Source organism: Pseudaminobacter salicylatoxidans, from assembly GCF_003148475.1.
Lineage (GTDB): Bacteria > Pseudomonadota > Alphaproteobacteria > Rhizobiales > Rhizobiaceae > Pseudaminobacter > Pseudaminobacter salicylatoxidans.
On the sequence record NZ_QGGG01000004.1, the window covers coordinates 63,928 to 76,592 of the forward strand.

At 63.9% G+C, this 12,665-nt stretch carries 10 protein-coding genes; 4 read left to right on the top strand and 6 right to left on the bottom strand.

All coding sequences use genetic code 11. The features are described 5' to 3' along the window. Positions 1-170: 170 nt before the first annotated feature. The 5 genes from C7441_RS06885 to ugpB all read right to left on the bottom strand — a co-directional run bounded on the left by C7441_RS06885 (position 171) and on the right by ugpB (position 6,049). Complete coding sequence (locus C7441_RS06885) at positions 171-1,610, bottom strand: FAD-binding oxidoreductase (RefSeq protein ID WP_109612241.1); 1,440 nt, start codon at positions 1,608-1,610, stop codon at positions 171-173. A gap of 88 nt (positions 1,611-1,698) precedes the next feature. After that, positions 1,699-2,766, bottom strand: a complete 1,068-nt coding sequence (locus C7441_RS06890; protein WP_109612242.1) for a sn-glycerol-3-phosphate import ATP-binding protein UgpC — start codon at positions 2,764-2,766, stop codon at positions 1,699-1,701. Positions 2,767-2,778: 12 nt separating this feature from the next. Then, positions 2,779-3,627, bottom strand: coding sequence for a sn-glycerol-3-phosphate ABC transporter permease UgpE (gene ugpE / locus C7441_RS06895; RefSeq protein WP_019172235.1), 849 nt, complete (start codon positions 3,625-3,627; stop codon positions 2,779-2,781). 83 nt (positions 3,628-3,710) lie between these two features. Further along, positions 3,711-4,637, bottom strand: a complete 927-nt coding sequence (ugpA, locus tag C7441_RS06900; RefSeq protein ID WP_109612243.1) for a sn-glycerol-3-phosphate ABC transporter permease UgpA — start codon at positions 4,635-4,637, stop codon at positions 3,711-3,713. A 101-nt stretch (positions 4,638-4,738) separates the two neighbouring features. Beyond that, positions 4,739-6,049 carry a sn-glycerol-3-phosphate ABC transporter substrate-binding protein UgpB gene (gene ugpB, locus C7441_RS06905; protein WP_109612244.1) on the bottom strand — a complete coding sequence of 437 codons (1,311 nt, stop codon included), beginning with the start codon at positions 6,047-6,049 and terminating at the stop codon, positions 4,739-4,741. Positions 6,050-6,342: 293 nt separating this feature from the next. Here ugpB and C7441_RS06910 point away from each other — a divergent pair, with 293 nt between their 5' ends. Further along, entirely contained in the window at positions 6,343-8,754 is a 2,412-nt protein-coding gene (locus C7441_RS06910) for a bifunctional diguanylate cyclase/phosphodiesterase (RefSeq protein WP_109612245.1), read from the top strand. A gap of 94 nt (positions 8,755-8,848) precedes the next feature. Here the strand turns inward: C7441_RS06910 and tlpA are convergent, their stop codons facing one another. Next, complete coding sequence (gene tlpA, locus C7441_RS06915; protein ID WP_109612246.1) at positions 8,849-9,556, bottom strand: thiol:disulfide interchange protein TlpA; 708 nt, start codon at positions 9,554-9,556, stop codon at positions 8,849-8,851. Positions 9,557-9,586: 30 nt separating this feature from the next. On the opposite strand from tlpA, the gene argH reads away from it, so the two are divergent. The 3 genes from argH to lysA all read left to right on the top strand — a co-directional run bounded on the left by argH (position 9,587) and on the right by lysA (position 12,604). After that, on the top strand, positions 9,587-10,987 hold the full coding sequence (gene argH, locus C7441_RS06920) for an argininosuccinate lyase (protein WP_109612247.1): 1,401 nt from the start codon (positions 9,587-9,589) through the stop codon (positions 10,985-10,987). Between the two features lie 83 nt (positions 10,988-11,070). Further along, positions 11,071-11,277 carry a hypothetical protein gene (locus C7441_RS06925; protein ID WP_019172241.1) on the top strand — a complete coding sequence of 69 codons (207 nt, stop codon included), beginning with the start codon at positions 11,071-11,073 and terminating at the stop codon, positions 11,275-11,277. Positions 11,278-11,338: 61 nt separating this feature from the next. Further along, positions 11,339-12,604, top strand: coding sequence for a diaminopimelate decarboxylase (gene lysA / locus C7441_RS06930; RefSeq protein ID WP_109612248.1), 1,266 nt, complete (start codon positions 11,339-11,341; stop codon positions 12,602-12,604). Positions 12,605-12,665 lie beyond the last annotated feature (61 nt).

Genomic DNA, 12,665 nt, shown 5'->3' on the forward strand with positions numbered 1-12,665 from the left:
CAAGGCATTCTGACCACCGGTATTGAAGAGGAGCGCGCCTGTCGCGCTCCTTCTTTTTTGCCAGACCATGATGACGAAAAGTATGATGCGGCTTTCGGACGACATCATGGTCCAGCTGATTTCACCGCATGTATGCGACGCCAAGTGATTCCACTTGGCTGCAACATGCTCTAAGCGGCGCGCAGCGTCTCCAGCGGACGCACGTTCTGGTTCACGCGGAACAGGTTCTGCGGATCATAGCGCCGCTTGACCTCCGCCAGCCGATGGTAGTTCGCGCCATAGGCTGCCTCGACGCGGTTCGCCTCGTCGCCGGGCATGAAGTTCACATAGGCCGTTCCGATCGCCAGCGGCCTGGCCGCCTCATACAGGCTGCGGGCCCAGGCAATGCAGGCCTTGTCCATTGCCGGATCGCGCCAGCGCGCATGGACGTTGATCACGAAATGCGGCAGGCGCTGCGGAAATGCCGTGGCGCCGGCCGGAACGCGGCTGGCCGCGCCGCCGACATAGCCGATGAAGATCTCGCATTCAGGCCCCGGCAGCTCCCGAACCGCATTGATCAGCAGGTCGATGGCAGCATCGGAAAGCTCGGCCAGATCGTGGCTCTTCCAGTAGTTGCGCGCGCCGGGCGCCAGCAAGGGATCGAACGCCTGCTGCCAGCCGACGAAGGGGTGCGGGCCGACGACATCGGCGATGGGCTTGCCGATCGCCCGCATCTGCGCCGCGTCCTTCTCGCCGGCTTCGAGCGTTGCACAGTCGCACATGGCCAGAACCAGCACCTCCTTGCCGTGCCATTCGGCCGGCAGGAACGGCAATGGCGGCGCCTGGCGCATGACCGCCCAGCAGCTGAATTGGTCGGGCGTTGCCGCAAGCTGCTCGCGATATTGCTGCAGGATGGTACGCGCCTCGCCGAACGGATGGACGACGAGGCCGGACAGCACCTCGGGGCCGACCTTGTGCAGCCGGAACTCGAAAGCCGTGACGATGCCGAAATTGCCGCCGCCGCCGCGCAACGCCCAGAACAGATCCGGATGTTCGCTGACATTTGCCCGCACCAGCGCGCCATTGGCGGTAACGACATCCGCCGAAAGCAGATTGTCGGCGGTCAGGCCGAATTTCCGGGTCAGCCAGCCGAAGCCCCCGCCAAGCGCCAGTCCGGCAATGCCGGTGGTGGAGTTGATGCCGGTCGGCACCGCCAGCCCGAAGGCCTGCGTCTCGGCATCGACATCGGCAAGCGTTGCGCCAGGTTCCACCCAGGCATGGCCCGCCGCCGGATCGACCCGGACCGACTTCATGAGCGAAAGATCGATCATCAGGCCGCCGGAGCAGAGCGCGCTTCCGGCAATGTTGTGGCCGCCGCCGCGCACCGCGACGAGAAGCCTGTTGTCCCTTGCAAAACGCACTGCCCTGAGGACATCGGCAGTCCCGGCGCAACGCACGATCAGCCCCGGCCGGAAGTCGATCATGTCGTTCCAGATGGCGCGCACGGCCTCATATTCCACGTCCGTCTCACGAAGCAGACGGCCGCGCAGGCCGGCGCCCAGCCCTTCAAGCGCGGCACCGTCGATGGTCACTTTGGTTGAATCGAGAGTTATGAGATCAAGCTCGGTCATGACATACCTCCCATTAGGGTGATGACCGTCCCCGATCTGTCAAATTTTGCGCCTCAATCTTTCATCGCACAAGCCGGGCCGTGCGAAATCAGATCGAGGACACCCGCCGTCCCTCGCGGTCGAACCAGTGCAGTTTTTCCGGTTTCGCCTTCACTTCAAGCCGGTCGCCCGGATTTGCGGTGGCGCGGCCTGCCACGCGCACGACGATGCGCCCGCCGCCTGCCGCGCAGTAAAGGAAGCTTTCGGCCCCGACCGGCTCCACGCCCTCGACCGTCGCCGGCAGCGAAAGCCCCTCATGCGCGGCGCCATTGGCGACCGTCGCCTCCGCATCCTCGGGCCTGAAACCAAGCGTCGCCGCCCCCTTGGGCGCCGCCGCCAGCTTCGCGCCATCCGGCAGCGCCGGCCCATCGCCGTTTTGCGACAGAGACAGAAGGTTCATCGGCGGCGCGCCGATGAAACTCGCCACGAAGGTCGAGGCAGGCTTCTCATAGATGTCGAGCGGATTGCCGGCCTGCTCGACGCGGCCGGCATTCATCACCACCAGCGTATCGGCCAGCGTCATCGCCTCAAGCTGGTCGTGGGTGACATAGACGCTGGTGACGCCGAGCGAACGCTGCAAATTCTTGATCTCGACCCGCATCTGGCCGCGCAGCTTGGCGTCGAGATTGGACAGCGGCTCGTCGAACAGGAACACTTTCGGATTGCGCACGATGGCGCGCCCCATGGCCACGCGCTGGCGCTGGCCGCCCGAAAGTTCGCGCGGGCGCCGGTCGAGCAGCGCTCCCAATTCCAGCTTTTCGGCCGCCTCGCGCACGCGCCTGTCGATCTCGTCGCGCGGCGTGCCGCGGTTGCGCAGGCCATAGGCCATGTTGTCGTAGACCTTCATATGCGGGTAGAGCGCATAGTTCTGGAACACCATCGCGATGTCGCGCTCGGCCGGGCCGGTCGTGTTGACCACCTTGCCGTCGATCGCGACCGTGCCGTCGGTGATCGTTTCCAGCCCGGCGATCATGCGCAGCAGCGTGGACTTGCCGCAGCCCGAGGGGCCGACCAGCACGCACAGCGCCTTGTCGGCAATGGCGATGGAAACGCCCTTCACCGCCTCGACATTGCCGGCATAGGTCTTTCTGACGTCCCTGAGGTCGACTGTGGCCATCGTTTCTTCTTCTCACTTCTCGGTTTCGACCAGGCCCTTGACGAACCAGCGCTGCATGAACAGCACCACCAGGATCGGCGGCACGATGGCGAGGATGGAGGTGACCATCACCAGATGCCATTCGGTGTCGGCGTCGGCAAACGAGATCATCTTCTTCAGCGCGATCACGATGGTGCCCATGTCGTTGCGGTTGGTGACCAGCAGCGGCCACAGATATTGCGTCCAGCCATAGATGAAGAGGATGACGAACAGCGCCGCGATATTGGTTTTCGACAGCGGCAGCAAAATATCCTTGAAGAAGCGCCATGGTCCCGCCCCGTCCACGCGCGCGGCCTCGACGAGTTCGCCGGGAATGGTGAGGAAGAACTGCCGGAACAGAAGCGTCGCCGTGGCCGAGGCCATCAGCGGCAGCGTCAGGCCGGCATAGGTGTCGATCAGGCCGAAATCGACCATCACCTTGTAGGTGGGCAGGATGCGTACCTCCACCGGCAGCATCAGCGTGATGAAGATCAGCCAGAAGAACATCATGCGCAGCGGAAAGCGGAAGAAGACGATGGCATAGGCCGACAGGATCGAGATGACGATCTTGCCCACCGCGATGCCGAGCGCCATCACCGTGGTGTTGAGGAGCAGCGTGCCGACCGACACGCCGCCGATGCGCCCCACCCCGCCGAACAGCGCCGTCCAGTAGTTCTCGAAGAACCTGTCTCCCGGCACCAGCGGCAGCGGCGGGCGCAGGATGGTCTGCAGCGAATGCGTCGAGGCCACAAAGGTGTAGTAGATCGGGAAGGCGACCACCACGATGCCGAGGATCAGCACGATATGGGCGATGCCGATGCGGATAGGGCTCTGGCCGATCATGCGATTTCCTCCGCCCTTGAGGGCAGGGCAATTGCATCTGGAGTAAACCCCGCCATGCTCATCAAGACATTCATCGAACGGCCTCACCCATAATGCACCTTCCTTTCCACGAAGCGGAACTGGAAGGCGGTGAGCGCAATCACGATGACCATCAGGATCACCGATTGCGCCGCCGAATCGCCCAGGATCAGGTTGACGAAGCCGTCATTGTAGACCTTGTAGACCAGCGTTTCCGTGGCCTTGCCCGGCCCGCCGCCGGTGACGGCGTGGATGATGCCGAAGGTGTCGAAGAAGGCGTAGGTCGTATTGATCACCAGCAGGAAGAAGGTGGTGGGCGCAAGCAGCGGGAACACGATCGTCCAGAAGCGCTTGGTCTCGCCCGCGCCGTCGATCGCCGCCGCCTCGATCAGTGTCCTGGGGATTGCCTGCAGGCCGGCCACGAAGAACAGGAAATTGTAGCTGATCTGCTTCCAGGCCGCGGCCGCCACCACCAGCACCATGGCCTGCGGGCCGTTGAGCAGCGGGTCCCAGTTGATGCCGAGCCAGCGCAGCATATAGGCGAGCGAGCCGATCGACGGGTTGAACAGGAACAGCCACAGCATGCCGGCGATGGCCGGCGCGACCGCATAGGGCCAGATCATCAGGGTGCGATAGATGCCCCGACCGCGAACGACCTTGTCGGCCATCACCGCCAGCAACAGCGCCACCGCCATGGCGACGAAAGCCGTCGCCAGCGAGAAGACGGCCGTCACGCGCACCGAGTTCAGATAATTGGGATCGGCCAGCACGCGGGCGAAATTGTCGAACCAGACGAATTTCGAATTCAACCCGAACGGGTCCTCGCGCAGCATGGACTGGTAGAGCGCCTGGCTGGCCGGCCAATAGAAGAAAACCGCCGTGATGGCGAGTTGCGGCGCAACCAGCAGGTAGGGAAGGATTTTATTGGGAAAGATCACGCGTGGGGACAGGGAACTTCCTCCGCTTCCGATGTCTTCCTGCCTGCGTCCCATGCGCGCCGCGCTTCAGGCGACCGCATGGAACCCTCTCTCATGCATATGCCAGCCGCGTGCAGGTCACGCGCGGCTGGCATCGCTCGGGAGAGAGCGGCTCGTCAGTTGCCCAGCGCCTGCTGGATCGCCGCATTGCCGCGCTGCACGGCATTGTCGAGCGCCTGCTGCGCGGTCTGCTCGCCGGCCAGCATCTTTTCGAACTCCTCGTTCTGGATGTCGCGCACCTGCGGCAGGTTGACGAGGCGCACGCCCTTGGAGTTCTCGGTCGGCGCCTTGCCCATCATCTGCAGGATCGGCGTCTCGCGGCCGGGGTTCTTGTCGTAGAAGCCGGACTTCTTGGTTTCCTCATAGGCGGCAAGCGTCACCGGCAGATAGCCGGAAACCTGATGCAGGCGCGCCTGGATGTCGGTCTTCGACAGGAACTTGAAGAACTCGGCAACGCCCTTGTACTCCTCGTCGGACTTGCCGCCGAAGACCCACAGGCTCGCGCCGCCCGGCGTGGTGTTCTGCGGCGCGCCCTTTGCATCCGGCTCGTAGGGAAGCTGGCCGATGCCGTAGTTCATGCCGGACTTGACGATATCGCCCAGGCCGCCGGAGGATTCGGTGAAGATGCCGCATTCGCCGGCCAGGAAGATCTGCTTGGCCTCCGAGGTGCGCCCGCCGTAGCGGAACACGCCGTCCTTGGCCAGATCGGCGATTTCCTGGAAATGCTTCACGAAGATCGGCGAGTTGAACTTCAGCTCGACATTGGTGTCGGCGAGGCCGTTCTCATGCGTGGCATATTGCAGGTCGTTCCAGGAGGCGAAATTCTCCAGATGGATCCAGGTGAGCCAGGTGGAGGTATAGCCGCAGGACGCCGCGCCGCTGGTCTTGATCTTACGCGCCGCTTCCCACACTTCCGGCCAGGTCTTGGGCGGATTGTTCACATCCAGCCCGGCTTTTTCGAAAATATCCTTGTTGTAATAGAGGATCGGCGAGGAGGAATTGTACGGGAACGACAGCATCGTGCCGTCCGGCTTGGAATAATAGGCGACGATGCCGGGCAGGTACTGGCTCTTGTCAAACGTGCCGCCGCCCATGGAGAGGATTTCGGCCACCGGCTTCACGGCGCCCTCGGCGGCCATCATCACGCCGGTGCCGACATCGAAGACCTGCATGATCGCAGGCGGCTGCTTGGCGCGGAAGGCGGCGATGCCGGCATTCAGCGTCTCGGGATAGGTGCCCTTGAAAACCGGCACGATCTTGTAGTCGCCCTGGCTTTCGTTGAATTCCTTGGAAAGCTGCTCGACGACCTCATTGTTGGCGCCAGTCATGGCGTGCCACCACGAAATCTCGGTCACGGCAAATGCGGATGAAGTGGAAAGCAAGGTGAAGGCAGCTGCTGCGCCAGCCGCAAGGCCTTGAAATTTCATATCTCTCTCCCGTTTTCATTGGCGAAGATGTGGGCTCCGCGAGGGGAGTATCGGTCGATTGCGACAGTGGGACAACGCTTTTGTTGCGGTTCGATGAATTTTCGTGTGCATTTCGCATCACCTTCGTTCGCCATCGGCGCCGGCGGGCGCCGGCTGCATCCGCCCGCCCCGGAACGAAACCATGAAGTTTATCCCGGAAATATCGGGAGGAACGCGCCGAAAAACTTAACCGATATTTCAACCTGTGCTGGTAAACAGGACCAAAGCAAGCTGATCTGCGGGGGCGGTGGAGCATGTTGACGGTCTACAATTGCATTGTAAACGAGCATGATCTCAGGCTCGTTCTGTTGGCGGCCGCGGTCTGCGCGATTGCATCCTTTTCCGCCATCAAACTGCTTCAGCATGTCATGCGCTCGCATTCCACGGGCCAGACTTTCTGGCTGGCGGTTGCGGCCACCTCGACGGGGTTCGGCATCTGGGCCACGCATTTCATCGCGATGCTGGCGTTCTCTCCCTCCATTCCCAGCGCCTATGATGGCGGTTTCACGGCGCTGTCGCTCATCCTCGCGGTGTTGCTGACCGGCGTCGGCATGCGGGCCGCAACCCGTCATGGCGATCTGGAAAATCGCCTCGTCGGCGGCGCCATCATCGGCGGCGGCATAGCCGCCATGCATTTCGTCGGCATGGCGGCCTTCGAGATACAGGGCCACATCACCTGGTCGCCGCCTCTGGTGACGCTCGCGCTCGGATCCGGCCTCGCACTGGGTGCAGCTTCCATCGCCGTCGCCCTCGAAAGGCCTTCGCGTCGCGCAACGGCGGTTGCCGCGACGCTGATGACACTGGCGATCTGCGCGCTGCATTTCATCGCCATGGCGGCGGCCTCCATCACCCCGGATGCCGCTGTCGAAATCTCCTCCTACTCGGTCGATCCCACCACGCTCGCGGCAGCGGTCGCGGCGGTCAGCCTGGCCATATTGTGTCTGTCGGGCGCCGCGCTCTGGGTCGATCTGCGCTTCCGCCAGAACAGGCTGGAGGCGACACGGATGCATGGCCTTGCCAATGCGGCCGTGGAAGGCCTGGTCATTTGCGACGGCGAGCGGGTCGTCAGCGCCAATGACAGCGTGCTGGAACTGACGGGGTTGGATCGCGATGCGATCGCGGGCCTTTCGCTGGGCGATCTGTTCGGCTCTTCGTCGGATTTCGACCGGCTCGACCAGTGGGGAGCCACGATGCGCGAGGCCGAACTGAAAGCCGCCGACGGCACCGCCATTCCGGTCGAACTGCTGGCCCGCGAGATCGACTATTGCGGCAAGCCACACATGGTGCTGGCCGTGCGCGACGTGCGCGAGCGCAAGAAGGCGGAAGCCGACATCATGCGGCTTGCCCATTTCGATCCGCTGACGGGCCTGCCCAATCGCCGCAGCTTCACGGCCAAGCTGGATGCTGAAATCGCCGCCATGCCCGAGGGCGAAGGCCGGCAGGTCGCACTGCTGCTGCTCGATCTCGACCGCTTCAAGGAAGTCAACGACCAGTTCGGCCACGGCGCGGGCGACACCATGCTGCAGACGGTGGCGCGCTGCGTTTCGGGCCGGCTGCGCGCGGGCCAGATGATGGCGCGGCTGGGCGGTGACGAGTTTGCCGTCATCCTTCCCAACCTGTCGGACGGCTCCGCCGCCGAGCGCGTCGCCCGCAGCATCCTGCAAGCGCTGCGCGAGGAAAACAGGCACCGGGCAGGCGAAGGCGTGATCTCCACCAGCATCGGCATCGCGCTCTATCCGGCCGACGCGCCGGACAAGACGACACTGATCAGCTATGCCGACACCGCACTCTATCGCGCCAAGGCGGATGGCAAGGATACCTATCGGTTTTTCGAAGCTTCGATGGGCGCGGAAGCGCGCGACCGCCGCGCCCTGGAGCACGAGTTGCGCCAGGCGCTGACTACCGGCGAGTTCAGCCTCGTCTACCAGCCGCAGATGGAAATCAGCAGCGGCAGGATGATCGGCTTCGAGGCGCTCATCCGCTGGAACCATCCGCGACGCGGCTTGCTCGCACCGGCGCAGTTCGTGCCGATCGCCGAGGAGTCAGGATTGATCGTGCCGATCGGCGAATGGGTTCTGGCGACGGCCTGCCGCGAGGCGGTTTCGTGGCAACAGTCCCTCACCGTGGCGGTCAATGTCTCGCCGATCCAGCTTCACAATCCGAATTTCACGCAGCGCCTGCACGAAATCCTGCTGCAAACCGGCCTGCCGCCGCAGCGTCTCGAACTGGAAGTCACCGAAACGGCACTGATCAAGGACATGCACCGCGCGCTCGCCGTGCTGCGCCAGGTCAAGGCGCTTGGCGTGCGCCTGGCGATGGATGATTTCGGGACTGGCTATTCCTCGCTTTCCAACCTGCGCGCCTTTCCCTTCGACAAGATCAAGATCGACAGCTCTTTCATCAAGTCCGTGGACAAGAACGAGCAGGTCGCAGCCATCGTGCGCGCCGTGCTGGGGCTCGGCCGGGGCCTTGGTCTGCCGGTACTGGCCGAAGGCATCGAAAGCTCCGACGAACTTGCGTTCCTGGGAGCCGAAGCCTGCCAGATCGGGCAAGGCTACTTCATCGGGCGACCGGGACCGATCGGCGATTTTTCCACGATCACCGGCAATGCGGCGCCGGCGGCGAAAAACGAAGCCGACAAGCCGTTGCGCACGCAACTGGCCTGAGCAGGGAACCTCCCCGGAGCATGAACTTTCCGCGAAAAGCGGCTTCCGCTTTTCGTTTACGCGGTCCTTCGGTTCGGGATCACGCTCCGGCCGCTTACCTGACGGCGGCCTCGATCAGCTTCGCCGCATCCGGACTGGCCCATTCGGCCGGCCCGTTCATGTGGGCAAGCAGGCACCCGTCGCCATCGACCAGCAGCGTCACCGGCAGGCCGAGCGCCAGCCCGCGGGTCTTGAGGTCGTTGAACACGTTCATCGTGTTGTCGCGATAGAGCTTCAGCGTATCGACGCCGATCTCCGACAGGAATTTCTTCGGTTTCTCGTCGCCGCCGGTATCGACATTGACCGCGACCACCTCGAACGTGTCGCCGCCCTTTTCCTTCTCCAGCGCATTCAGCGCCGGCATCTCGGCACGGCAGGGCGCGCACCAGGTGGCCCACAGATTGACCAGCAGCGTCTTGCCCGCGTGGTCGGCCAGCGTCATCGGCTTGCCGTCGGGCGAGGTGAAGGCGAGCCCCTTGAGCGACTGCGGCGGATCGGCCGGCAGCATGGCGGCCACCTCGCCGGTTGCGGCATCGCCGATCGCCCTGGCCTTTCCGGCCTTGGCCGCGCAGACCTTGTCGGCCGCGCCGTCCGTGGACCCGGAAGACGTGACGGCAGGCTGCTGTTGCGCCATCTGCTCCGCCTCCGTGTTGCCATTGAGGGTCTTGCTGACATATACCGCAACGGCACCGGCAAACGCGCCAGCAACTGCAGCCAGCAGCAGGAGGCGCACGGTCGGTATGAGTTTCTTTCGATCTGCCATTCACTTTATCTCCGGAGCCCGGTTACCACGATGAGCGACAAGAAGGCCAGCAACGCGATGTGGGGCGGACGTTTTGCCTCGGGTCCGGCCGCGATCATGGAGGCCATCAATGCCTCAATCGACTTCGACAGGAAGCTTTACGCGCAGGATATCCGTGGTTCCATAGCTCATTGCGAAATGCTTGCCGAAACGGGCATCATTGAGGAGCAGGATCAAGAAAAAATCGCTCACGGCCTGAACACGATTTTGAAAGAGATCGAAAGCGGCGACTTCCAGTTTTCCAAACAGCTCGAAGACATCCACATGAATGTCGAGGCCCGCCTTGCCGAGCTGATCGGCCCGGCCGCCGGGCGCCTGCACACGGCGCGCTCGCGCAACGACCAGGTGGCCGTCGATTTCCGCCTCTGGGTGAAGGACGAGTTCCACCGCGTCGCCGAAGCCCTCAAGGGGCTGATCGAGGTCTTCCTGACCCGCGCCGAGGAACACGCCGCCACCGTCATGCCGGGCTTCACCCACATGCAGACGGCACAGCCCGTTACCTTCGGCCACCACTGCATGGCCTATGTGGAGATGTTCGGGCGCGACCTGTCGCGCGTGCGCGACGCCATCGAACGCATGGACGAAAGCCCGCTGGGTGCCGCGGCCCTTGCCGGCACGGGCTTCCCCATCGACCGCTTCCGCACGGCCAGGGCGCTCGGCTTCCGCGAGCCGACCCGCAATTCGCTCGACAGCGTTTCCGACCGCGATTTCGCGCTGGAATTCCTGTCGATCGCCTCGATCTGCGCCACGCACCTGTCGCGACTGGCCGAGGAGATTGTCATCTGGTCGACGCCGCAATTCGGCTTCATCCGGCTTTCCGACAGTTTTTCGACCGGCTCGTCCATCATGCCGCAGAAGAAGAACCCCGACGCCGCCGAGCTGGTGCGCGCCAAGACCGGCCGCGTCAACGGCCATCTGATCGGCCTGCTGACGGTGATGAAGGGCCTGCCGCTGGCCTATTCCAAGGACATGCAGGAAGACAAGGAAGCCGTCTTCGACGCCGCCGAAACGCTCGACCTGATGCTGGCCGCCATGACCGGCATGGTCGGCGACATGACCGTCAACGAACAAGCCATGCAGAAAGCCGCCGGTTCCGGCTACTCCACCGCGACCGACCTCGCCGACTGGCTGGTGCGCACGCTGGGGCTCCCCTTCCGCGAGGCGCACCACGTGACCGGCCGCGCGGTGGCGCTGGCCGAGGGCAAGAAGGTGGGGCTGGAGGAGCTGACGCTCGAAGAGCTGCAGGCGATCCATCCGGGCATCACCACGGATATCTTCTCGGTGCTTTCGGTGCAGAATTCGGTGAAAAGCCGCACCTCCTTCGGCGGCACGGCCCCGACCGAGGTGCGCCGCCAGATCGACTACTGGACGAAGCGCATCGCCAAGGCGTGAGGCACGCCCGAATATTTGTCAGGGTGCAAAGCCCGCAAATTTTCGCTAGAAGCATGTACGCATTTCTCGAACGGATGGGACGGATGACCGGCAACAGACTTTTCACCGCGCTTGCGCTTATTGCCGTGATCGCCCTGGCATCGGCCTGCGGCCGCAAATCCGGCCTGGACACGCCCTATGAGGCCGCCGTGCAGGCGCGCAAGGACGCGGAAAAAGCCAAGGAGCCGCTGCCGCCCGAGCCCGAGAAACCCGTCAAGGACAGGCCCTTCATCCTCGACGGCCTGATCTGATCGCGCCCTCCAGCCATCAGGCCGGTGCTTCTCGACACGACTTTCCACCGGAATCCCGCCCGTGAACCACTTTGAATATCGCAACGGCGTTCTCCACGCCGAAGATGTGCCCCTGTCCGAGATCGCGGCCGCGGTCGGCGCGCCCTTCTATTGCTATTCCACCGCCACGCTGACGCGACATTTCAACGTCTTTCGCGAGTCCTTCGCCGATCTCGACGCATTGGTCTGCTATGCCCTGAAAGCCAATTCCAATCAGGCCGTGCTGAAGACGCTGGCCGCCCTTGGCGCGGGTGCGGACGTGGTGTCGGAAGGCGAGCTGCGCCGCGCGCTGGCGGCAGGCATTCCAGGCAGCCGCATCGTCTTTTCCGGCGTCGGCAAGACGGCGCGCGAGATGGATTTGGCGCTGGCCAACGACATTTTGTGCTTCAACGTCGAATCCGAACCCGAGCTGGAGCGGCTTTCGGCGCGCGCGGTCGCCGCCGGCAAGCAGGCGCCGATCTCGCTGCGCATCAACCCGGACGTCGACGCCAGGACCCACAAGAAGATCTCCACCGGCAAGGCCGAGAACAAGTTCGGCATTCCCTGGCAGCGGGCGCGCGCCGTCTATGCCCGCGCGGCCGAGCTGCCGGGCATCCGCATCACCGGCATCGACATGCATATCGGCAGCCAGATCACCGAGTTGCAGCCGTTCGACGATGCCTTCGCGCTGCTGGCCGAGCTGGTCGCCACGCTGAAGGCCGACGGCCACGCCATCGACCATGTCGATCTCGGCGGCGGGCTGGGCATTCCCTACAAGGCCGACAACTCCCCGCCCCCCTCGCCCGAGGCCTATGCGGCGGTGGTGAAGAAGCATGTCGCCAAGCTCGGCCTCAAGGTGATGTTCGAACCCGGCCGCCTGATCGTCGGCAATGCCGGCATACTGGTGTCGGAAGTGATCTATGTGAAGGAAGGCGACGCCAGGAACTTCCTGATCGTGGACGCGGCCATGAACGACCTGATTCGGCCGACGCTCTACGACGCCTTCCACGACATCCGCCCCGTGCTGCAACATCCGGTCGATGCGCCGCGCATGACGGTCGACATCGTCGGCCCGGTCTGCGAGACGGGCGATTATCTCGGCCTCGACCGCGACCTTCCGCGCATGACGGCCGGCGACCTCATCGCCGTTTCGACCGCCGGCGCCTATGGCGCGGTGCAGTCCGGCACCTACAATACCAGGCTTCTGGTGCCCGAGGTGCTGGTCAATGGCGACAGCTTCCACGTGGTGCGCCCGCGCGGCTCCTTCGACGAGCTGATCGGCCTCGATTCGCTGCCCGACTGGCTGTAGGCGTCGGGTCGGGTGCGATCACGATTTCCCGTCTTCGCCTCGCCTTTGCCGCGTTTGCTGC

Bases quoted from the DNA above. Each gene is read 5' to 3' on its own strand.
- tlpA (WP_109612246.1), bottom strand. From the start codon at position 9,556: ATGGCAGATCGAAAGAAACTCATACCGACCGTGCGCCTCCTGCTGCTG.
- C7441_RS06910 (WP_109612245.1), top strand. From the start codon at position 6,343: ATGTTGACGGTCTACAATTGCATTGTAAACGAGCATGATCTCAGGCTC.
- C7441_RS06885 (WP_109612241.1), bottom strand. From the start codon at position 1,610: ATGACCGAGCTTGATCTCATAACTCTCGATTCAACCAAAGTGACCATC.
- C7441_RS06925 (WP_019172241.1), top strand. From the start codon at position 11,071: ATGACCGGCAACAGACTTTTCACCGCGCTTGCGCTTATTGCCGTGATC.
- ugpB (WP_109612244.1), bottom strand. From the start codon at position 6,049: ATGAAATTTCAAGGCCTTGCGGCTGGCGCAGCAGCTGCCTTCACCTTG.
- argH (WP_109612247.1), top strand. From the start codon at position 9,587: ATGAGCGACAAGAAGGCCAGCAACGCGATGTGGGGCGGACGTTTTGCC.
- ugpE (WP_019172235.1), bottom strand. From the start codon at position 3,627: ATGATCGGCCAGAGCCCTATCCGCATCGGCATCGCCCATATCGTGCTG.
- C7441_RS06890 (WP_109612242.1), bottom strand. From the start codon at position 2,766: ATGGCCACAGTCGACCTCAGGGACGTCAGAAAGACCTATGCCGGCAAT.
- ugpA (WP_109612243.1), bottom strand. From the start codon at position 4,637: ATGGGACGCAGGCAGGAAGACATCGGAAGCGGAGGAAGTTCCCTGTCC.